The 21,476-nt window shown below is 75.1% G+C and carries 16 protein-coding genes and 1 rRNA gene; 13 read left to right on the top strand and 4 right to left on the bottom strand.

Annotated elements, in window-relative coordinates; translation table 11 throughout:
- From rrf to ACSNOD_RS07755, 3 genes are all read left to right on the top strand, one after another.
- Positions 1-70: ribosomal RNA gene (gene rrf, locus ACSNOD_RS07745) — 5S ribosomal RNA — on the top strand; the annotation flags it as partial.
- Between the two features lie 193 nt (positions 71-263).
- Positions 264-1,448, top strand: coding sequence for a hypothetical protein (locus ACSNOD_RS07750; RefSeq protein ID WP_436766047.1), 1,185 nt, complete (start codon positions 264-266; stop codon positions 1,446-1,448).
- The gene (locus ACSNOD_RS07755) at positions 1,418-2,386 is read left to right on the top strand and encodes a hypothetical protein (protein WP_436766044.1); all 969 of its coding nucleotides are present in this window, start codon (positions 1,418-1,420) and stop codon (positions 2,384-2,386) included. The genes ACSNOD_RS07750 and ACSNOD_RS07755 overlap by 31 nt, the downstream gene beginning before the upstream one ends.
- A gap of 213 nt (positions 2,387-2,599) precedes the next feature.
- On the opposite strand, the gene ACSNOD_RS07760 is transcribed toward ACSNOD_RS07755, so the two are convergent.
- The gene (locus ACSNOD_RS07760; RefSeq protein ID WP_436766023.1) at positions 2,600-3,877 is read right to left on the bottom strand and encodes a DUF1015 family protein; all 1,278 of its coding nucleotides are present in this window, start codon (positions 3,875-3,877) and stop codon (positions 2,600-2,602) included.
- 78 nt (positions 3,878-3,955) lie between these two features.
- Here ACSNOD_RS07760 and ACSNOD_RS07765 point away from each other — a divergent pair, with 78 nt between their 5' ends.
- Entirely contained in the window at positions 3,956-5,020 is a 1,065-nt protein-coding gene (locus ACSNOD_RS07765) for an HAD-IIA family hydrolase (RefSeq protein ID WP_436766024.1), read from the top strand.
- A 127-nt stretch (positions 5,021-5,147) separates the two neighbouring features.
- Here the strand turns inward: ACSNOD_RS07765 and ACSNOD_RS07770 are convergent, their stop codons facing one another.
- Complete coding sequence (locus ACSNOD_RS07770) at positions 5,148-5,495, bottom strand: SCP2 sterol-binding domain-containing protein (protein ID WP_436766025.1); 348 nt, start codon at positions 5,493-5,495, stop codon at positions 5,148-5,150.
- Between the two features lie 67 nt (positions 5,496-5,562).
- Here ACSNOD_RS07770 and ACSNOD_RS07775 point away from each other — a divergent pair, with 67 nt between their 5' ends.
- The 5 genes from ACSNOD_RS07775 to ACSNOD_RS07795 all read left to right on the top strand — a co-directional run bounded on the left by ACSNOD_RS07775 (position 5,563) and on the right by ACSNOD_RS07795 (position 11,099).
- A complete protein-coding gene (locus ACSNOD_RS07775) occupies positions 5,563-5,862 on the top strand; it encodes a hypothetical protein (protein ID WP_436766026.1) in 300 nt (99 codons plus the stop codon).
- Positions 5,863-5,928: 66 nt separating this feature from the next.
- On the top strand, positions 5,929-6,735 hold the full coding sequence (locus ACSNOD_RS07780; RefSeq protein WP_436766027.1) for a TlyA family RNA methyltransferase: 807 nt from the start codon (positions 5,929-5,931) through the stop codon (positions 6,733-6,735).
- Positions 6,732-7,640 (top strand): NAD kinase, encoded by a 909-nt coding sequence (locus ACSNOD_RS07785; RefSeq protein WP_436766028.1) that lies wholly within the window; start codon positions 6,732-6,734, stop codon positions 7,638-7,640. The genes ACSNOD_RS07780 and ACSNOD_RS07785 overlap by 4 nt, the downstream gene beginning before the upstream one ends.
- A gap of 189 nt (positions 7,641-7,829) precedes the next feature.
- Positions 7,830-9,551 (top strand): DNA repair protein RecN, encoded by a 1,722-nt coding sequence (recN, locus tag ACSNOD_RS07790; RefSeq protein ID WP_436766045.1) that lies wholly within the window; start codon positions 7,830-7,832, stop codon positions 9,549-9,551.
- 390 nt (positions 9,552-9,941) lie between these two features.
- A complete protein-coding gene (locus tag ACSNOD_RS07795) occupies positions 9,942-11,099 on the top strand; it encodes a glycosyltransferase family 4 protein (RefSeq protein ID WP_436766029.1) in 1,158 nt (385 codons plus the stop codon).
- 79 nt (positions 11,100-11,178) lie between these two features.
- On the opposite strand, the gene ACSNOD_RS07800 is transcribed toward ACSNOD_RS07795, so the two are convergent.
- Complete coding sequence (locus tag ACSNOD_RS07800) at positions 11,179-12,891, bottom strand: PucR family transcriptional regulator (RefSeq protein ID WP_436766030.1); 1,713 nt, start codon at positions 12,889-12,891, stop codon at positions 11,179-11,181.
- A gap of 163 nt (positions 12,892-13,054) precedes the next feature.
- A complete protein-coding gene (locus ACSNOD_RS07805) occupies positions 13,055-14,863 on the bottom strand; it encodes a glycoside hydrolase family 15 protein (protein WP_436766046.1) in 1,809 nt (602 codons plus the stop codon).
- Positions 14,864-15,295: 432 nt separating this feature from the next.
- On the opposite strand from ACSNOD_RS07805, the gene ACSNOD_RS07810 reads away from it, so the two are divergent.
- The 4 genes from ACSNOD_RS07810 to ald all read left to right on the top strand — a co-directional run bounded on the left by ACSNOD_RS07810 (position 15,296) and on the right by ald (position 21,449).
- Positions 15,296-16,951, top strand: a complete 1,656-nt coding sequence (locus ACSNOD_RS07810) for a CTP synthase (protein ID WP_436766031.1) — start codon at positions 15,296-15,298, stop codon at positions 16,949-16,951.
- A 108-nt stretch (positions 16,952-17,059) separates the two neighbouring features.
- Entirely contained in the window at positions 17,060-17,701 is a 642-nt protein-coding gene (locus ACSNOD_RS07815; protein ID WP_436766032.1) for an NUDIX domain-containing protein, read from the top strand.
- 322 nt (positions 17,702-18,023) lie between these two features.
- Entirely contained in the window at positions 18,024-20,189 is a 2,166-nt protein-coding gene (locus tag ACSNOD_RS07820) for a tetratricopeptide repeat protein (RefSeq protein WP_436766033.1), read from the top strand.
- 135 nt (positions 20,190-20,324) lie between these two features.
- Positions 20,325-21,449: an alanine dehydrogenase gene (ald, locus tag ACSNOD_RS07825; RefSeq protein ID WP_436766034.1), complete on the top strand. Its 1,125-nt coding sequence runs from the start codon at positions 20,325-20,327 to the stop codon at positions 21,447-21,449.
- The last annotated feature ends 27 nt before the right edge of the window (positions 21,450-21,476 follow it).

A 21,476-nucleotide genomic window follows, 5' to 3' on the forward strand; every position in this document is an offset into this window, starting at 1 on the left:
GGAAGCTAAGCCTTTCAGCGCCGATGGTACTGCAGGGGGGACCCTGTGGGAGAGTAGGACGCCGCCGAACAATTTTTGAGGACCCTTGGTCCCAGCGTGAACGCTGGGACCAAGGGTCCTTTTGTTTTTGTCGAAGCGCGCCGGGTAGTCGGGTGCGCGAGAATGACTGCGGTACCCGAAGACAGGAGTTACGTCGATGTCCCCCAACTCTCCAGACGACCGTTCGGGACGCTCGGAGCGTCAGCCGAGGCGTCACAACGGTGGTGACCGGCGGGACTCCCGAGGCGCGGGTCCGCGCCGGGACGACGACCGCGGCGGCTTCCGCCGCGACGACCGTGGCCCGCGCCGCGATGACGACCGTGGTGGCTTCCGCCGCGACGACCGTCCCGGTGGTGCCCGCGCCGGCGGTGGCTACGCGCGCCGCGACGACCGCCCCGCGTTCCGTCGCGATGACCGTCGTGACGACCGCCCGAGCTTCCGCCGTGATGACGAGCGTGGTCCGCGTCGGGACGATGACCGTGGCGGGTTCCGTCGCGATGACCGTCGTGACGACCGGCCCGGTTTCCGTCGTGACGATGAGCGTGGCCCGCGTCGCGATGACGACCGTGGCGGCTTCCGTCGCGACGACCGCCGCGACGACCGGCCCCGTGGTCCGCGCCGGGATGACGACCGCGGTGGGTTCCGTCGCGATGACCGTCGTGACGACCGGCCCTCGTACCGCCGTGACGAGCGTCCCGGTGGTGACCGGGACCGCGCGCCCCGTCGTGACGACCGCCCGAGCTTCCGTCGTGATGACGACCGGGGTCCGCGCCGGGACGACGACCGTGGCGGGTTCCGCCGTGACGACCGTCGTGACGACCGGCCCGGCTTCCGTCGCGACGACCGGGGTGAGCGTCGGGACGACTTCCGCCGTGCCCCGCGTCGGGACGATGACCGCGGTGGGTTCCGCCGTGACGACCGCCCGAGCTTCCGTCGTGATGACGAGCGTGGCCCGCGTCGCGATGACGACCGCGGCGGCTTCCGCCGCGACGACCGTCGTGACGACCGTCCGGGCTTCCGCCGCGACGACGAGCGCGGTCCCCGTCGGGATGACGACCGTGGCGGGTTCCGTCGCGATGACCGTCGTGACGACCGGCCCTCGTACCGCCGTGACGAGCGCCCCGGTGGTGACCGGGACCGTGCGCCGCGCCGCGACGACCGCCCGAGCTTCCGTCGTGATGACGACCGGGGTCCGCGCCGGGACGATGACCGTGGCGGGTTCCGCCGCGACGACCGTCGTGACGACCGGGGTCCGCGTCGGCCGTACGGTGCCGGCCGGGGCCGGGACGACCGTGGCGGGTTCCGTCGCGACGACCGCGGCCCGCGTCGGGACGACGACCGTGGTGGCTTCCGCCGCGACGACCGCGACCGCGAGCCCATCAAGCGACTGCCGATCCCCGACGACGTGACCGGCGACGAGCTCGACAAGAGCGTCAAGCAGGAGCTGCTCAGCCTGCCCAAGACCCTCGCCGAGGACGTCGCGCGCAACCTCGTCATGGTCGCCCGGCTGCTCGACGAGGAGCCGGAGCGGGCGTACGAGTACTCCAGGATCGCCCTGCGGCTGGCCTCCCGCGTCGCGGCCGTCCGCGAGGCGGCCGGCTTCGCCTCGTACAGCAACGCCAAGTACTCCGAGGCGCTGGCCGAGTTCCGGGCCGCGCGCCGGATGACCGGCTCGGCGGACCTGTGGCCGGTGATGGCCGACTGCGAGCGCGGCATGGGCCGCCCCGAGCGGGCCCTCGCCATGGCCGGCGAGCCCGAGGTGCAGAAGCTGGACCGGGCGGGCCAGGTCGAGATGCGGCTGGTCGCCGCCGGCGCGCGCCAGGACATGGGCCAGGCCGAGGCGGCCGTGGTCACGCTCCAGAGCCCCGAGCTCGCGTCCACGTCCATCCAGCCCTGGACGGCGCGGCTGCGCTACGCCTACGCCGACGCGCTGCTCGCCGTCGGTCGTGAGGCCGAGGCCCGCGAGTGGTTCGCCAAGGCGCTGGAGGCCGACCAGGGCGGCACCACGGACGCGTCCGACCGGCTCGCCGAGCTGGACGGCGTGGAGTTCGTCGACGCCTTCGACCCGGAGGCGGCCGAGGCGGAGCTCGACGAGCCCGTGACCGAGGTTGTGACCGAGCCCGTGACCGAGCCGGTGGAGGCCGCCGAGCCCGCCGCCGAGGCCGCGGCTGCCGTCGAGGCGGACGAAGACCAGGCCCCCAAGGCCGCCGCCGACGTCGCCGAGGACAAGACCGAGGCCGCCGCGCAGGAGCAGCCCTCCGAGGCCACGGAGCAGGCGTCGCAGCAGGAGCAGGAGCAGCAGAAGCAGGACGAGAAGGGCGCCGAGGGCGACCAGCAGCAGTCCTGATCACCGCGGCCCGCGCGGTGAGCCGGTGACACGGCTCCGCGGGCGGGGGCAGTGACACGAAGGGGGCGGAACCCATGAGGTTCCGCCCCCTTCCGCGTATCCGGCCACGCCGGCCGGAGGGCCCGCAGGGGCCGCGGCACCCGCCTGCCGCCGCCCGTCCGTACTGCCGCACCCACGGGCCACGTACCGGCGACCGGCGACAGGCGACCGGCGTCAGTCCAGGTCCAGGCTCCGCAGCACCAGCCCGGTCGCCGGCTTCGGCCCGAAGGACGTCGACTTGCGGGGCATGGTGACGCCCTGCCGGGCGAGGTCCCGGACCACGTCCTCATGGACCGCGTGCATCAGTACTGCCGTGCCGCCGCCGCGCTCCGCGTGCTCGACGGCCGCCTGCGGATCGTGGATGTAGCCGATGTGCTCGGGGTCGTCCGGAACCCGCCAGAGGTGTTCGAGCAGCGCCGCGTGGAGGACGGTGGCGTCCAGGGTCCGCCAGGCCTCGGGCGGGCCGCTGGGCACCGTCCGGGCGAGCAGCCCCGGGTCCGGCTGGTCGAGCAGGTGGAAGCGGCCGTCGCCGGCGAGCAGGAAGCCGTTGCCCTCGGCCCGGTCCAGGGCGGCGAGGGCGTCCGGCAGGGGGCCGGCCACCGTCCGCACCCGGAAGGAGTCCTTCGCCGTGGCGAGCGCCTCCTCGACCGGCAGCCGGCGCAGCAGCCGGTGGATGCCGCGCACCCGCAGGGGATAGCGGGTGGTGTCGACCAGCAGGACGAGACCGCGGTCCCAGGGGCCCGGCTCGTCCGGCCGCTCGTCGCGCAGCCGCAGATACGTCGCCCAGCGGTGGTGGCCGTCGGCGATGAGCGCCTGGCGGGCGGCGAGGTCCCCGTCGATCTCGGCGAGCTCCGCGGCGTCCGTGACGCTCCACAGCCGGTGGCTGAAGCCGTCCTCGGTGGTCGTGGCGAGCAGGGGCTCGCGCTGCTCGACGGTCCGCTCGATGACCGCGGCCGCGCCCGTCACGGCGCCGTCGCTGCGGTAGGAGAGCAACAGTGGGTCGAGGTTGGCGGCCGTCTCGCGCATCAGGGCGGCGCGGTCCTCCACGACCTGCGGCATCACGTCCTCGTGCGGCAGGACGACGCGCTCGGCGGGCTCGGTCAGCCGCAGCGCGCCGATCAGCCCGCGCTGCAGAATGTCGCCGCTGCGCTGCTCGTACACGTAGAGAGCGGGTACCGGATCGGGGGTGAGCACACCCGCCGTCCGCCAGTCGCGCAGCGTTCGGGCCGCCTGGCGGTGGCGCGCCCCGGGGGACGCGGCCTGCGGCAGGATCAGCCGCACGATGTTGTACGGGTCGGCCGTCTCCAGGTGGCGCAGTCCGTCGGGGCGGACGACGACGTCGTACGGCGGTGAGGTCACGGCGGCGAGGCTGCTGACCCGCTCCGGGGCATAGCGCAGCCCTCGGAACGGCAACAGGCGCAGTCCGCCGCGAAGGGGCCCAGGTGTGCTCATTAGAGCATGTTATGCGCGGTGTGATGATGCGAGATGATCGAGTGGCGAGTGTCATATGACCGAGGAGCGTGGCGGAAGATGAGCGAGCGGAGTCGACGGCGGCACGCGGCCGCGGACGGGGCCCGGTCCCGTACGGACGGCAGCGAGCGCCCGCTGAGCGAGGCGTACGACACGGCGCTGCTCGATCTGGACGGCGTGGTCTATGCCGGGGGCGCGGCGATCGCGCACGCGGTGGAGTCGCTGGGCCGGGCGCGCGGCGGCGGGATGCACCTGGCGTACGTCACCAACAACGCCTCCCGGACCCCGGAGAGCGTGGCCGAGCACCTGACGCGGCTGGGGGTGCCGGCCGAGCCGGGCGAGGTCATCACCTCGGCGCAGGCCGTGGCCCGGCTGATCTCCGACCAGCTGCCGGCCGGCGCGCGGGTGCTGGCGGTGGGCGGCGAGGGCCTGCGGGTCGCCCTGCGGGAGCGCGGGCTGGAGCCGGTGGAGTCGCTGGACGAGGAGCCGGCGGCCGTGGTGCAGGGGTACGACCCGGGGATCGGCTGGACGCAGCTGGCCGAGGCGTCGTACGCGGTCGCCCGGGGCCTGCCGTGGTTCGCCTCCAACACGGATCTGACCATTCCGACCGCGCGGGGCACCGCGCCGGGCAACGGCGCGCTGGTGGAGGTCGTCCGGATCGCCACGGGGGCGCGCCCGCAGGTGGCGGGGAAGCCGCTGCCGCCGATGCACCGGGAGACGATTCTGCGCACCGGCGCGGAGCGGCCGCTGGTGGTCGGGGACCGGCTGGACACGGACATCGAGGGCGCGCACGCGGGCGGGGTCGACTCGCTGCTGGTGCTGACCGGGGTGACGGACCCGGCGCGGCTGCTCGCCGCGCGGCCCGAGCACCGGCCGACGTATGTGGACGCGGACCTGCGCGGGCTGCTGACCGGCCAGCCGGAGGTCGGGGCGGCCGGCGAGGGGTACGCCTGCGGGGGGTGGACGGCGTCCGCGCGGGACGGGGCGCTGGCCCTGGACGGCGAGGGGGAGCCGATGGACGGGCTGCGGGCGCTGTGCGCGGTGGCCTGGACGGCGGCGGGCGAGGACGGCGGGGCGGGCGGGCTCGACGCGGGCAAGGCGCTCGCCCGGCTGGGCCTGGCCTAGGCGGACGCCCCAAAACGGCCGCGACAGCACGCCGACCGCGACAGCACCCCGCGCCCAACAGCACGCCGACCGCGACAGCCCTCCCGGCCCGCCGCTCGTGGGCGGGGAGGCCGGCCGGGCCCCGGCGTCAGAGCAGGGACTTCAGTCGCAGCAGGTCGCGGAAGCCGGCTTCCAGCTTGATCCGGCCGCGGCTCCATGCGCGGGCGAAGTTCAGCTCGCCGTCGACCAGCGCCACCAGGTCGTCACTGGTCATGGTCAGCCGGATCTCGGCCCGCTCCGGGGGCGCCCCCGGCACCGTGCGCACCTGCTGAATCCGGCCGTCCTGGAGGCGGCCGAGGAACGTGGTGTCCAGGTCGGTGACACGGCAGCTCAGCGAGCGGTCGAGGGCGGCGGCGCCGCGCACGTCCCCGCCCGCTCGCGCGAGGGTGTCCGACAGTCGGTCGAGTGCTCGGCGGCACTCCTCGATCGTGCTCATCGCGACCGACCGTACCGCAGGGCCGCCTGGCGCCGGTGGAGGGGCGGGACGGGGTAGCGTCGGGGGCATGAACGAGCCGATGACGGGGCCCGGGGGCGGCCCCGAGGGGGCGCCCGAGCAGGGCGGCCCGGCGACCGGAGGCCCGCTGGGGGTGGAGCGCGCGGCCACCGGGCGCCCGGAGGTCGACGAGGTGCTCCGGCGGCTGGCCGACGCGGACCACCTCGCCGTCGAGGAACACCTCGCGGTGTACGAGGATGTGCACGGGGGACTGCGCGAGGCCCTGGCCGCGCTCGACGCGCGACCGGGACCGCCGCCCCCCGCCGGGCCCCCGGGCCACGGCGGTCGTCCGGCCGCCGCCCCCGAGTGAGTCCGGGTTCCCGGGCCCCCGGGCCGCCGCACCGAACGCCGTACGACAACAGGAGCTGAACCACACGTGGCACGACGCCGACTGGACGCGGAGCTGGTGCGCCGGAAGCTGGCCCGTTCCCGCGAGCACGCGAGCCAGCTGATCGCCGCCGGCCGGGTGACCGTCGGCGGGGCCACCGCCACCAAGCCGGCCACCCAGGTCGAGACCAGCGCGGCCGTGGTCGTCACCAAGGACGACAGCGACCCCGAGTACGTCTCGCGCGGCGGGCACAAGCTCGCCGGGGCGCTGGCGGCCTTCGTGCCGCGGGGGCTGCGGGTCGAGGGCCGCCGGGCGCTCGACGCGGGCGCCTCCACGGGCGGCTTCACCGATGTGCTGCTGCGGTCGGGGGCCGCCCGGGTGGTCGCCGTGGACGTCGGCTACGGCCAACTCGCCTGGTCCCTGCAGAGCGACGAGCGGGTGATCGTCAAGGACCGCACCAATGTGCGGGAACTGACCCTGGAGGACATCGACGGGACGCCGGTCGACCTGATCGTCGGCGATCTGTCGTTCATCCCGCTCGGCCTGGTGCTGCCCGCCCTGGTGCGGTGCGCCGCGCCCGACGCGGACCTGGTGCTGATGGTCAAGCCGCAGTTCGAGGTGGGCAAGGAGCGGCTCGGCAGCGGTGGGGTGGTGCGCAGCCCGGAGCTGCGCGCGGAGGCGGTGAAGGCCGTGGCGGGGCAGGCGGCCGCGCTGGGCCTGGGGGTGCTCGGGGTCACCGCCAGTCCGCTGCCCGGGCCGTCCGGCAATGTCGAGTACTTTCTGTGGCTGCGCGCCGGGGCGCCCGCACTCGACCCGCACGATGTTGACCGCGCAGTGGCGGAGGGGCCGCGTTGACGACGACTGAGGCAGCAGCACGCACCGTATTCCTGCTCGCGCACACCGGCCGGCCGGCCGCCGTGCGCAGCGCCGAGCTCGTCGTCCAGGGGCTGCTCCGCAGCGGCCTGGGGGTACGGGTGCTGGCCGAGGAGGCGGCGGACCTGCCGCTGCCGTCCGAGGTGGAGGCGGTCCGGGCCGCGCCGGACTGCCTGACCGGCTGCGAACTGCTGATCGTGCTGGGTGGGGACGGGACGCTGCTGCGCGGCGCGGAGCTGGCCCGCGCCTCGGGGGTGCCGCTGCTGGGGGTGAACCTGGGCCGGGTCGGCTTCCTCGCCGAGGCGGAGCGCGACGACCTCGACAAGGTGGTGGACCGGGTCGTCACCCGCTCCTACGAGGTCGAGGAGCGGATGACCCTCGATGTGGTGGTGCGCACCGACGGGCGGATCGTGCACACCGACTGGGCCCTCAACGAGGCGTCCGTGGAGAAGGCGGCGCGGGAGCGGCTGCTGGAGGTCGTCACCGAGGTCGACGGCCGGCCCGTATCGCGTTTCGGTGGCGACGGTGTGGTGTGCGCGACGCCCACGGGGTCCACGGCGTACGCGTTCTCAGCCGGCGGGCCGGTGGTGTGGCCGGAGGTGGAGGCGCTGCTGATGGTGCCGATCAGCGCCCATGCCCTGTTCGCGAAGCCGCTGGTCACCGCCCCGGACTCGGTGCTCGCCGTGGAGGTGCAGCCGCAGACCCCCAACGGTGTGCTGTGGTGCGACGGGCGGCGGACGGTCGAGCTGCCGGCGGGCGCGCGCGTGGAGGTGCGGCGCGGGGTGGTGCCGGTGCTGCTGGCGCGGCTTCACCACGCGTCGTTCACCGACCGGCTGGTGGCGAAGTTCGCGCTGCCGGTCGCGGGTTGGCGCGGCGCGCCGCACTGACGGCGGTTCGGGACCGGGCCCGGGAGACCTGCTCGGGACGGTCCCGGCGGGCCCTCGGGAGGAGCCCTCGGCCGGGCCCCCGGTCGGGCCCCCGGTCGGGACCTCCGGACGTCCCGCGGAGTGAGCGGGCGGGGAGCACGTCGCGCGGCGGCCTCGGAACCTCGTAAGGTCGTGTCCGTGTTGGAGGAGATGCGCATACGGTCGCTCGGGGTCATCGACGACGCCGTCGTCGAGTTGTCGCCCGGCTTCACCGCGGTCACCGGCGAGACCGGCGCGGGCAAGACGATGGTCGTCACCAGCCTCGGCCTGCTGCTCGGTGGCCGCGCCGACCCCGCGCTGGTGCGGATCGGCGCCAAGGCCGCGGTCGTCGAGGGGCGGATCACCGTCCCCTCCGACGCCCCGGCCGCCGTACGGGCCGAGGAGGCGGGCGCCGAGCTGGACGACGGCGCGCTGCTCATCAGCCGTACGATCTCGGCCGAGGGCCGCTCCCGTGCGCATCTGGGCGGGCGGTCGGTGCCGGTGGGCCTCCTCGGGGAGCTCGCCGAGGACCTAGTGGCCGTCCACGGCCAGACGGATCAGCAGGGGCTGCTGCGGCCCGCCCGGCAGCGGCAGGCGCTCGACCGGTACGCGGGCGACGCGGTGGCCGTGCCGCTGGAGAAGTACGCGGCCGCGCACCGCCGGCTGCGGGCCGTCGCCGGCGAACTCGACGAACTGGTCACCCGGGCCCGGGAGCGGGCCCAGGAGGCGGACCTGCTGCGCTTCGGGCTCGACGAGATCGCCGCGGCCGAGCCGCAGCCCGGCGAGGACGTCGAACTCGCCGCGGAGGCCGAGCGGCTCGGGCACGCCGAGGCGCTGGCGTCGGCCGCCACCGCCGGGCACCGCGCGCTGGCCGGCGACCCCGAGGACCCCGAGGGCGTGGACGCGGCCACGCTGGTGGCCGGCGCGCACCGCGCCCTGGAGGCCGTGCGCTCCCACGACCCGGCGCTCGCCGCGCTGTCCGACCGCATCGGCGAGATCGGCATCCTGCTGTCCGACGCGGCCGGTGAACTCGCCGGGTACGCCGACGACCTGGACGCCGATCCGCGGCGGCTGGCCGCCGTCGAGGAGCGGCGCGCCGTGCTCGCGCACCTGACGCGCAAGTACGGGGAGGACGTCGAGGCCGTGCTGGAGTGGGCCGAGCGGAGCGCGGCGCGCCTGGCCGAGCTGGAGGGCGACGACACGCGGATCGCCGAGCTGACCGCGGAGCGGGACGCGCTCCGGGCCGAGCTGGCGGAGCTGGCGACGGCGCTCAGCGAGGCCCGTACGGAGGCGGCGCGGCGGTTCGCCGACGCCGTGACCGAGGAGCTCGCCTCGCTGGCCATGCCGCACGCGCGGGTCACGGTCGCCATCCGGCAGACCGACGACCCGGACGGGCTCGACGTCGGCGGCCGGACGGTGGCGTTCGGGGCGTCCGGCGTGGACGAGGTCGAGCTGCTGCTCGCGCCGCACCCCGGGGCGCCGGCGCGGCCGATCGCCAAGGGGGCGTCGGGCGGCGAGCTGTCGCGGGTGATGCTCGCGGTGGAGGTGGTCTTCGCGGGCTCCGACCCGGTGCCCACGTATCTCTTCGACGAGGTGGACGCCGGCGTCGGCGGCAAGGCGGCGGTCGAGGTGGGCCGGCGGCTCGCCCGGCTCGCCCAGTCCGCGCAGGTCGTGGTGGTCACGCACCTGCCGCAGGTGGCGGCGTTCGCGGACCGGCACCTGGTGGTCGAGAAGACCCACGACGGGTCGGTCACCCGCAGCGGCGTGCAGGTGATGGAGGGCGAGGACCGGGTCCGGGAGCTGTCGCGGATGCTCGCCGGGCAGGAGGACTCGCGGGTGGCGCGGGCCCACGCGGAGGAGCTGCTGGCGGCGGCGAGGTCGGCGGACCTCTGAGGCGGCCCCGCGAGCGGGCGGCCGCCGGGACCGGTCGATCGTCAGGGCCGGGCGTGCTTCGAAACCGGTCGATCGTGAAGGCCGGGCGTTCGTCAGGGCCGGGCGTTCGTCGAAGCCCGGCGTTCGTCGGAGCGAGCCGCGCGGGCCGGCGCGCCCGGGGCGGTGACCCGTCCCGGTGACAGCCCGCGGCCGGCCCGTCATCCGGATGGGTGGACCGTACGGCGCGCTCGTCCGGCGGCGGTGCGGAAACGATGCCGTGGCCGGGTCCGGCCGGTCCCGGGATGTCGGTGGCGGCTGGCATGCTGGGGCCCGCACCCACAGAGCCGACCCCACAGAGCCGACCACAGCCGACCCCCAGAGCCGTCGACGCCGACTCAGGAGCGCCGCCCCGTGAGCAGCACACCGGTCCCGCCGCACGGACAATCCCCCCTGCACGTCGTCCACGTGCTGGGCCGGGGCGGCGCGGGCAGCGGCGCGCACGTCCGCTCGCTGGCGGCCGGGCTGGTGGCCCGCGGGGTGCGGGTCACGGTCTGCGCGGCGCCGGACGCCGGGCAGGCGTACGACTTCGCGGGCGCCGGGGCCCGGTTCACCCCGCTGCCGCCGTGCACCGACCCGGTGACCGTGGCCGCGCTGCGGTCGGTGTGCGCGACCGCGGACCTGGTGCACGCGCACGGGGTGAACGCCGCGCTGCGCGCCTCCCTGGCCCTGAGCGGCCGGCCGGCGCCCCTGGTCGTCACCTGGCACACCAAGGCGTACGCGCGGGGGGCCAGGGCCCCCGTGGTGCGCCTGATGGAGCGGCGGGCGGCCCGGGCGGCGTCCGTGGTGCTCGGGGTCTCCTCCGAACTGGTGGACCGCGCGCGCCGGCGGGGCGCCCGGGACGCCCGGCTGGCCCCCGTGGCAGTGCCCGCGCCCCGTACGGAGGACGGGGGAGCGCAGCGGGAGTTCGAGGTCGAGGACCGCCGGCTGCACAAGGCGCGGGCGGAGCTGGGCGCCGTGGACCGGCCGCTGCTGCTGGCCGTGGGCCGCCTGGAGCCCAGCCAGGGCTTCACGACGCTGCTGGACGCCGCGCACGCGTGGTGCGGGCTCGATCCGCAGCCGCTGGTCGCCGTCGCCGGCGAGGGCTCGCAGCGGGCCGCGCTCCAGCGGCGCGTCGACGCCGAGGCGCTGCCGGTGCGGCTGCTGGGGCGGCGCGAGGACGTGCCGGAGCTGTTGGCGGCGGCCGACGTCGCGGTGCTCACCAGCCGCTGGGAGGCCCGGTCGCTGCTCGCCCAGGAGGCGCTGCGGGCGGGCGTGCCGCTGGTGGCCACCGCGGTCGGGGGCATCCGGGAACTGGTGGGCGACGCGGCGGAGCTCGTGCCGTACGGCGACGCGGTGGCGCTCGCGCGGGCCGTGGGGCGGCTGCTGGCCGAGCCGGAGCGGGGCGCGGCGCTCGCGGCGAAGGGCCGGGCGCAGATGGCCGGCTGGCCGACGGAGGACGACACGGTGGCGCAGGTGCTGAGCGTGTACGACGAGTTGGTGTCGGCGGGCGGGACGGTTCGCCGGGGGTGAGTCGGTGGAGGCCGAGAACTCCCGGCCCCCTTCCGGCCGGTGCGCTCCCGGCACCGGAACCGTTCGTGCCGGGGGAGCGTCAGGAGACGTGGCGGCGGGCGTGGAGGGCCAGGTTGAGGGCGAGGACCGTCTGCGGGTCGTCCAGGTCCGCCGCCAGCAGATGGGAGATCCGCGCCAGCCGGTCGTAGAGCGTCTGGCGGTTGAGGTGCAGCTCCCGCGCCGTCTCGGCCTTGCGGCCGGCGTGGGCCAGATACGCCTCCAGCGTCGGCACCAGCGGCGGCCGGGCGCTCCGGTCGTGCGCCAGCAGCGGCCCCAGCGCGCGGTCGACGAAGGCCGCGAGGTCCGGGTGCTCCCGCAGCCGCCACAGCAGCAGGTCGATGTCCAGGCGCCGCGCGTCGTACCAGGGCCTGGGCGGCAGCACCTGCGCGGCGGCGGCCGCCTCGGCGGCGTGCCGCAGCCCCGGCCCGGTCCGCGCCCAGCCCCCGGCCACGCCGGCGACCACGGCCGGCTGGCGGGCGTCGGCGCGGGCCAGCCCGGCGCGGTCGAGCCCGGCCCGCAGGGCCGCGGCGACCCGGTCGGCCACCTGCTCCCGGTCGGCCTCGGCGCGCAGCCCGACCAGCAGCGGAACCCGGCCCTCCACGGGCCGTACGCCCAGGAGCACCGGCAGTCCCACCGCCACGAGCTCCTCCTGCGCGGCCCGGACGAGCACCGCCCAGTCGCCCGGCGGGATCAGCTCCGCGGGCAGCCGCATCACGAGCGGCAGCAGCAGCTCGCCGGGCGGGCGGAAGCCCAGCGCCGCCGCCCGCGCGGGGGCGGCGGCCGCGTCGACGCGGCCCTCGGCGAGATCGGTGAGGAAGTCGCCGCGGCCCCGGGCGGCCAGCTCCTCTTCCTGGCGGGCCTGCATCAGGACGACCGCGAGCAGCCCCGCGGTGCGCTCGGCCGCCATCCGGTGGACCGGCGCCAGGGCGGTGTCCACCGGCAGCACCACCAGCCGGGCCCGTACGGCACCGGGGCCGGGGCCGCCGCCCGGCACGTCCACGGCCACCCCTCCGGCGACGCACTCCGTCACCCCGCCGGCCGCCCCGCCGGGTGCGCCGCCCGGCACCCCGCCCGGCGCCGTACCGGCCGTGCTGTCGGCGGACTTGGGGGCCGCCGCCGTACGACGTCCCGCGCGGGGGCCGCGCAGCCCCTCCCACACCCGGAGCGCCTCACCGGCCGCCGGCCCGCCCGCCGCGTACAGCAGCCGGCCGTCGGCGGTCTCCAGGAAGACGGGGTTGCCGGCGAAGTCGGCGAGCAGCCCGAGCACCTCCGGCGCGCCCCCGCCCCGCAACAGGGTGTCCGTGCAGCGGCGGTGCACGTCCTCGGCGCTGCGCAGCATGGCGTAGTGCCCGTTGACGATCTCGGTGTGGATCTCCTCAGTGACGGCGACGAACGGCACCTCGTGATGGAGCTGCACCAGCGGCAGCCCGCACACGTCCGCGCTCTCCACCAGGGCGCGGGGCAGCTCCGTGAACCGGGTGCCCAGCTCGACCACGAGCGCGGCGATCCCCCGCTGCGCGAGCCGCCGGACGAACGCCCGCTGGTCGGCGGCGCGGTCCCCGATGCCGATGCCGGTGGTCAGCAGCAGTTCGCCGCCCTTGAGGAGGGCGGCGATGTTGGGCGCCTCGCCGGCGTGCACCCAGCGCACCTCGCGGTCCAGCCGGTCCCCGCGGGCCACGACCTCGGGCAGTCCGCGCCGCAGCGCGGGCAGCTCCAGCGCGCGCCGCACGGTGATCCCGGCCCGAGGTTCCATGCGCCGGACGCTACCCCGCGCCCCGGCCCCCGGGCCATCCGCGCCCGTCTCCGGGGGCCTGCCCCGGGAACGCCCGTGGCCTGCCCCGGAACGCCCGGCGCCGGCCCGGAACGCCCGGCACCGGGCCGGAACACCCGGCGTCGGCCCGGGAACGTGCCGCGCGTCAGCCGCCGTACGCGCCGGAGGCCGTCAGCCGGAGGGCCGTGTCGATCAGCGGCACATGGCTGAACGCCTGGGGGAAGTTGCCCACCTGGCGCTGGAGGCGGGGGTCCCACTCCTCGGCGAGCAGGCCCAGGTCGTTGCGGAGGGAGAGGAGCTTCTCGAAGAGCTTGCGGGCCTCGTCCACGCGACCGATCATCGCCAGGTCGTCCGCGAGCCAGAACGAGCAGGCGAGGAAGGCGCCCTCGTCGCCCTCCAGGCCGTCGACGCCCGCCTCCTCACCGGCGGTGGGGTAGCGCAGGACGAAGCCGTCCTCGGTGGCGAGCTCGCGCTGGATGGCCTCGATGGTGCCGATGACCCGCTTGTCGTCCGGCGGCAGGAAGCCCATCTGCGGAATGAGCAGCAGGGAGGCGTCGAGCTCCTTCGACCCGTAGGACTGGGTGAAGGTGTTGCGCTCCTTGTCGTAGCCCTTCTCGCAGACGTCCCGGTGGATCTCGTCGCGCAGCTCGCGCCACCGGTCCAGGGGGCCGTCCACGTCGCCGGACTCGATGAGCTTGACCGTGCGGTCGACCGCGACCCACGCCATGACCTTGGAGTGGACGAAGTGGCGGCGCGGTCCGCGCACCTCCCAGATGCCCTCGTCCGGCTCGTTCCAGTGGTCCTCCAGGTACTGGATCAGCTTGAGCTGCAGCAGGGAGGCGTAGTCGTTGCGGGCCAGCCCCGTCATATGGGCCAGGTGCAGCGCCTCGGTGACCTCGCCGTAGACGTCCAGCTGGAGCTGGTGCGCCGCGCCGTTGCCGACCCGCACCGGCCGGGAGTTCTCGTAGCCGGGCAGCCAGTCCAGCTCGGTCTCGCCGAGCTCCCGCTCGCCCGCGATGCCGTACATGATCTGCAGGTTCTCCGGGTCGCCGGCGACCGCGCGCAGCAGCCACTCGCGCCAGGCGCGGGCCTCCTCGCGGTAGCCGGTGCGCAGCAGCGAGGAGAGGGTGATCGCGGCGTCCCGCAGCCAGGTGAAGCGGTAGTCCCAGTTCCGTACGCCGCCGATCTCCTCGGGCAGCGAGGTGGTGGGGGCGGCGACGATGCCCCCGGTGGGGGCGTAGGTGAGGGCCTTCAGCGTGATCAGCGAGCGGACCACCGCGTCGCGGTAGGGGCCGTGGTAGGTGCAGTGCTCCACCCAGTCCCGCCAGAAGTTCTCCGTCGCCTCCAGCGAGGCCTCCGGCTCCGGCAGGGCGGGCGGCTCCTTGTGGGAGGGCTGCCAGCTGATGGTGAAGGCGATCCGGTCGCCGGGCGAGACGGTGAAGTCGGAGTAGGTGGTCAGGTCCTTGCCGTAGGTCTCCGCCTCGGTGTCCAGCCACACCGAGTCGGGGCCGGCCACCGCGACCGTACGGCTGTCGACCTTGTGCACCCACGGCACCACCCAGCCGTAGGAGAAACGCATCCGCAGCGCCGAGCGCATCGGCACCCGGCCGCTGACGCCCTCCACGATCCGAATGAGCTGGGGCGCGCCGTCCCGGGGCGGCATGAAATCGATCACGCGCACCGTGCCGCGCGGAGTGTCCCATTCCGATTCGAGCACGAGCGAATCGCCTCGATAGCGCCGGCGGTCCGCCACCGGCGGGGTGCCGCCGGGCGGATAGGCCGGGCCCAGTCTCCAGTAGCCGTTCTCATCCGTGCCCAGCAGGCCGGCGAAGACGGCATGGGAGTCGAAGCGGGGCAGGCACAGCCAGTCGGCCGTCCCGTCCCGGCAGACGAGGGCGGCGGTCTGCATATCTCCGATGAGTGCGTAATCCTCGATACGCCCGGCCACGTGCATCTCCAGTCGAACGGCCACGGGCGCCCGTCGGGGCGCTCTTGCGGTCAAGGGATCATTGACGAGCTCTTGTACCCGGAGCGGGCGGGGATAGTGCCGTGCCGGCCGGCTCGCTGCGTGTGTCCGAGCAGGATACGACGCGCCCCAGTGATCCGCGCGGTGATCCGTACGACGGGTTCCGCGATGATCCGCACGGTCCGGGGCGGCCGACGCGATGAGCCGATCGGGTGGGCTGCATCAGACCACCGTACGTCCCGTGCCTCGCGTGTGGCCGGACGCGGGCTCGCCCGGTCGCTGATACCCTGGTAGCCCGTGGACCGGTGGGACCTGAAACCCCCGAACCGCAGCGACGGCTCCCCGAAGATCCGGGGCCGGGCCGACTCGCATTCACCTCGCGACCACGGGAGCCCCCTCTTGGCACTGCCGCCCAAATCCATGACGACCAAGCACCTCTTCGTCACCGGGGGTGTCGCCTCCTCGCTCGGCAAGGGGCTCACCGCCTCCAGCCTGGGCGCGCTGCTCAAGGCGCGAGGCCTGCGGGTCACGATGCAGAAGCTCGACCCGTATCTGAACGTCGACCCCGGCACCATGAACCCGTTCCAGCACGGCGAGGTGTTCGTCACCAACGACGGCGCCGAGACCGACCTGGACATCGGCCACTACGAGCGCTTCCTCGACGTCGACCTCGACGGCTCCGCCAACGTCACCACCGGCCAGGTGTACTCCACGGTCATCGCCAAGGAGCGGCGCGGCGAGTACCTCGGTGACACCGTGCAGGTCATCCCGCACATCACCAACGAGATCAAGCACCGCATCCGCCGGATGGCCACCGACGACGTCGACGTCGTGATCACCGAGGTCGGCGGCACCGTCGGCGACATCGAGTCGCTGCCCTTCCTGGAGGCCGTCCGCCAGGTCCGGCACGAGGTCGGCCGCGACAACGTCTTCTTCGTCCATGTCTCGCTGCTGCCCTACATCGGCCCCTCCGGCGAGCTGAAGACCAAGCCGACCCAGCACTCCGTCGCCGCGCTGCGCAACATCGGCATCCAGCCCGACGCCATCGTGCTGCGGGCCGACCGCGAGGTCCCGCAGTCCATCAAGCGCAAGATCTCGCTGATGTGCGACGTGGACGAGGCCGCCGTGGTCGCCGCCATCGACGCCAAGTCGATCTACGACATCCCCAAGGTGCTGCACGCCGAGGGCCTGGACGCCTATGTGGTGCGCCGGATCGACCTGCCGTTCCGCGATGTGGACTGGACCCAGTGGGACGACCTGCTCAAGCGGGTCCACCAGCCCGCGCACGAGGTCAAGGTCGCCCTGGTCGGCAAGTACATCGACCTGCCGGACGCCTACCTCTCGGTCACCGAGGCGCTGCGCGCCGGCGGCTTCGCCAACAACGCCCGCGTCAAGATCAAGTGGGTCACCTCCGACGACTGCCGGACCGCGGCCGGCGCCAAGGCGCAGCTCGGTGACGTGGACGCGATCTGCGTCCCCGGCGGCTTCGGCGACCGCGGCGTGGACGGCAAGGTCTCCGCGATCACCTTCGCCCGGGAGAACAAGATCCCGCTGCTGGGTCTGTGCCTCGGCCTCCAGTGCGTGGTCATCGAGGCCGCGCGCAACCTGGCCGGCATCGAGGGCGCCAACTCCACGGAGTTCGAGCCCGCCACCGCGCACCCGGTGATCTCCACCATGGCCGAGCAGCTCGACATCGTCGCCGGCGAGGGCGACATGGGCGGCACCATGCGGCTCGGCCTGTACCCGGCCAAGCTCGCCGAGGGCTCGATCGTCCGCGAGGTCTACGGCGACCAGCCGTACGTGGAGGAGCGCCACCGCCACCGCTACGAGGTCAACAACGCCTACCGCGGCGAGCTGGAGAAGACCGGGCTGCTGTTCTCCGGCACCTCCCCGGACAACAAGCTGGTGGAGTACGTCGAGTACCCGCGCGAGGTCCACCCCTACCTCGTCGCCACCCAGGCGCACCCGGAGCTGAAGTCCCGGCCGACGCGTCCGCACCCGCTCTTCGCCGGCCTGGTGAAGGCGGCCGTCGAGCGCCAGCAGGGGGCGAAGGCCGCCAAGGGCGCGAAGGGCTGATCCGGCCGCCCGGCCGTTACGGTTGACCGGGGTGGGGTCCTCGCGACCCCCCCCCGGCACTGTTGTTTCTGCTTGTTTTTGCGTGGATTCGCGGAGGGCATCTCAGCCATGGGTGAGCACATCGAGCCGCTGCAGGACACCGCCGAGGAGTGGCGGGTGACCGCCACCCGCCGGCCCTTCCAGGGCGCCAAGACGGGGGTGCGCACCGATGACGTGGTGATGCCCGACGGCTCGGTCGTCACCCGCGACTACCAGACGCACCCCGGCTCGGTCGCGGTCCTCGCCCTCGACGACGAGGACCGGGTCATCGTGCTGAAGCAGTACCGGCACCCGGTGCGCCACAAGCTCTGGGAGATCCCCGCCGGCCTGCTGGACGTGCCGGGGGAGAACCCGCTGCACGCGGCGCAGCGGGAGCTGTACGAGGAGGCGCACGTCAAGGCCGAGGACTGGCGGGTCCTCGCCGATGTCTACCCCACCCCGGGCGGCTGCGACGAGGCGGTGCGGATCTTCCTGGCGCGGGACCTGTCCGCGGTGGAGGGCGAGCGCTTCGAGGTCGCCGAGGAGGAGGCGGACATGGAGATCGCCCGGGTCTCGGTGGCCGAGCTGGTCCGCGGCGTCCTGGCGGGCCGGCTGCACAACAACTGCCTGGTGCTGGGCGTGCTCGCGCTCCAGGCCGCGCGCGGCGAGGGCGGCTACGAGGGGCTGCGGCCGGCGGAGGCGCCCTGGCCGGCGCGCCCCTTCGCGTCCTGAGGGCACCCGCCCGGGAGGTGCCGTCGGCCTCCTGCCGGCCGAGCGCCCGGGAGGCGGCGCGGGTCGGCGCGAGGCGGTGCGCTGATCCGATGCGGTGATTTTCCGCCCCGTCGGCCGCCCCGCCCCGCCCTTGGCATCGCGCAGGGTGAACTACGCTCGGTGCGGGGACGTTCTCGGCCCTCCGGTTCCCGCGCGGCCGTCCCGCGCGCCACCGGGGAGCGCCGGCGCGCCCCAGCGAATCAGTCGGAGATCAGAGGGTCCCCATCGCCCGCCCGTATCCCGCGCGGCGGGCTCGTGCAGGCGGACGACGGGAGCGTGCCCCGTGACGGAACAGGCGGTCCAGACCGCACAGCCCTCCACGGCGGCGCGCCACCCCTCCCCCCGGCCGCCCGCCCCGGCCGCCCACGCCTTCGTCGGGCGCGCCCGTGAGCTGGAGGAGCTGCGGGCCGACATCGCTCGTACGGGGCTCGACACCCTCTCCGGCCGCAAGGCCGCCCGCGGCCGCGTGCTGCTGATCGCCGGCCGCCCCGGCTCCGGCCGCACCGCGCTGGCCGAGGAGTTCGTACGGCGCCGGGTGGCGGCCGGGGAGTACCCCGACGGGGTGCTGCGGGGCCGGCTCACGGAGCCCGGCGGGCGCCCGGTGCCCATCGGGCGGATCGCCCGCGACCTGCTCGGCGCGCTCGGGGTGGCGGCCCCGCCCGGCGCCGACGACGACGAGCTGACCGCCGCGCTGCGGGCCGCGCTGGCGGGGCGGCGGGCGCTGCTGCTGCTCGAGGACGCCGCCGACGCCGAGCAGGTGGACGCGCTGATCCCGGACGAGCCGCGGTGCCTGGTGCTGGTCACCTCCGGCGGCCCGCTGACCGGCATTCCGGACGTGCGGCCGTGCACGCTCGGCGGGCTGGACGTGCGGGCGGCCGTGGCCTTTCTCACCCGTTACGCCGGCGACACCCGGATCACCTGCGACCCGCGGGCCGCCGAGGCGCTGGTGGAGGAGTGCGCCGCCCAGCCGGCGGCGCTGGCCCTGGCGGGCGGCTGGCTGGCGGCCCGCCCCAAGGCGTCGGTGGCCGATCTGGCCCGGCGGCTGCGCGACCGCCCGCCGCGGATCGCCCCGGAGGGCCCGCTGCTGCGGGTCTTCGAACTCGTCCACGAGTCGATGCCCCAGCCCGCGGCCCGGCTGCTGCGGCTGCTCACCCTGGCTCCGGCCGGCCATGTGGACGCGCACATCGCCTCCGCGCTGGCCGGCTGCTCGGTGTCGGCGGCCCAGACGGCCCTGGACGACTTCGTCCGCCAGGGGCTGCTGCGGCCCGTGCCGACGGAGCGGGCGGCCCCGCTGTACCGGCTGCCGGGCTGTCTGGCGCCGCTGCTGCGCGGCCCCCTGGCGGAGCTGGAGCGGCCCGCCGAGGTGCAGCTGGCCCGCGCCCGGATGCTGGAGCGCACGGTCCGTCAACTGCGCTCCTGCTGGGCCACCACGGAGCCGGTGGGCTCCCCGGCGCGCAAGAAGCTGGCCGGGCTGCCGCGCGCCCTGCGGTTCGCCTCGGCGGGCGCGGCGGCCCAGTGGCTGGACTCCCGGCTGCCGGCCCTGCTGGCCGCCGCCCGCCTCGCGGTCGAGGACGGGGATCTGGACACTCTGGCGCGGCGGCTGGTGGCCGCGCTGGCGCGGGCGCTGACCGCCCACCGGGGCGCCGAGGCCGCGGCCCCGGAGCTGTATCCGCTGCACCAGCTCGTGCTGGACGTGGCCGAGCGGCGGAACCTGCACCTGGAGCGGGCGGCGGCGCTGCTCAACCTCGCCGACCTGGACGCGGGGGCCGGCCGCACCCGGGAGGCGCTGCCGCGCTACCGCGCCGCCCTGGACGCGGCGCGGGCCGCCGCGGACCCGCTGCTGACCGGCCGCGCCCTGGAGTCCCTGGGCGGCGGCTACCAGGAGCTGGGCGACTGGCAGCGCTCGGCGGACTGGTACGGGCGGGCCCTGTCGCTGCGGCTGTCCCGGGGCGAACTGGCCGACGAGGCGCGGCTGTACGGGCGGCTCGGCGCCGTCCAGGGCCAGGCCGGCCGGTGGGGCGAGGCGCTGCGCTCCTGGCGCGCCGCGGCGGCCGCGTACCGGCGGCTGCGGGACGCCCGGGGCTATGCCCGCGCGCTGGCCGAGACGGCCCGGGTGCAGGAGTACGCGGGGCGGCCGGAGGACTCGCTGCGCACCTGCCGGGAGGCGCTGGCCTGCGCCCGGGCGGCGCGGGACGAGCGGCTGGAGGCGGCCGTGCAGCTGCGGCTGGCCGACGCCCTGGACCGGCTGCACGACGGCGCGGCGGCCCGGCTGCACCGCTCGGCCGCCCAGCGGCTGCTGGCGCAGCTGCGGCGGGAGGCGGGCGATGAGACCGTGGGATCGGTGGGGGCGGTGTGCCCGGTGGGGGCCGGTGCACCAGGGGAAACACCCGAAACAGGGGAAGAGTGTGGCGCGAACCCATCCTCCGCCTACGAAATCCGCAGTAGCTAGCTGACAGATTCATGCTTTGCAAGGCTAGACAGAGCGACATCCTTCATTAGACTGGGTGAGCCGCGCCAGTAGCGGTCGTATCCGGTATGCAGTCGCATGTCCGTTTTTGTCGTAATACCCCCAATTTCAAGGACCGTGATCGACGTGAAGGTCGGCATCCCCCGCGAGGTCAAGAACAACGAGTTCCGCGTGGCCATCACGCCCCCCGGCGTGCATGAGCTGGTGCGCAACGGCCACCAGGTCTTCGTCGAGCGCGGTGCCGGTCTCGGCTCCTCGATCACGGACGAGGAGTACGTCGGCGCCGGCGCGACCATCCTCGACACCGCCGACGAGGTCTGGGCCACCGCCGATCTGCTGCTGAAGGTCAAGGAGCCGATCGCGGAGGAGTACCACCGCCTCCGCAAGGACCAGACCCTCTTCACCTACCTCCACCTCGCCGCGTCCCGCGAGTGCACCGACGCGCTGCTGGAGTCCGGCACCACCGCCATCGCGTACGAGACGGTCGAGCTCGCCAACCGCGCGCTGCCGCTGCTCGCCCCGATGTCCGAGGTCGCGGGCCGGCTCGCCCCGCAGGTCGGCGCCTACCACCTGATGCGCTCGGCCGGCGGCCGCGGCGTGCTGCCGGGCGGCGTCCCCGGTGTCGCCCCGGCCAAGGCCGTCGTCATCGGCGGCGGCGTCTCCGGCTGGAACGCGGCCCAGATCGCCATCGGCATGGGCTTCCACGTCACCCTGCTCGACCGCGACATCAACAAGCTGCGCGAGGCCGACAAGGTCTTCGGCACCAAGATCAAGACGATCGTCTCCAACGCCTACGAGCTGGAGAAGGCCGTCCTCGACGCCGACCTGGTCATCGGCGCCGTGCTGATCCCGGGCGCCAAGGCGCCCAAGCTCGTCACCAACGAGCTGGTCTCCCGCATGAAGGCGGGAAGTGTCCTTGTCGACATCGCGATCGACCAGGGCGGCTGCTTCGAGGACTCCCGGCCGACCACCCACGCGGAGCCGACCTTCCAGGTCCACGACTCCATCTTCTACTGCGTGGCCAACATGCCGGGCGCCGTGCCCAACACCTCCACCTACGCGCTGACCAACGCCACGCTGCCCTACATCGTGGAGCTGGCCAACCGGGGCTGGAAGGAGGCGCTGCGCCGCGACGCCGCGCTCGCCAAGGGCCTCAACACCCATGAGGGACAGGTCGTTTACGGCCCCGTCGCCGAGGCCCACAACCTCTCCTCGGTGGACCTCCACTCGCTCCTCGGCTGACGTCGCGGGCCGGTCGCGCGCTCGGGT

It is taken from the genome of Streptomyces sp. URMC 123 (assembly GCF_051386515.1).
Taxonomy (GTDB): Bacteria; Actinomycetota; Actinomycetes; order Streptomycetales; family Streptomycetaceae; genus Streptomyces.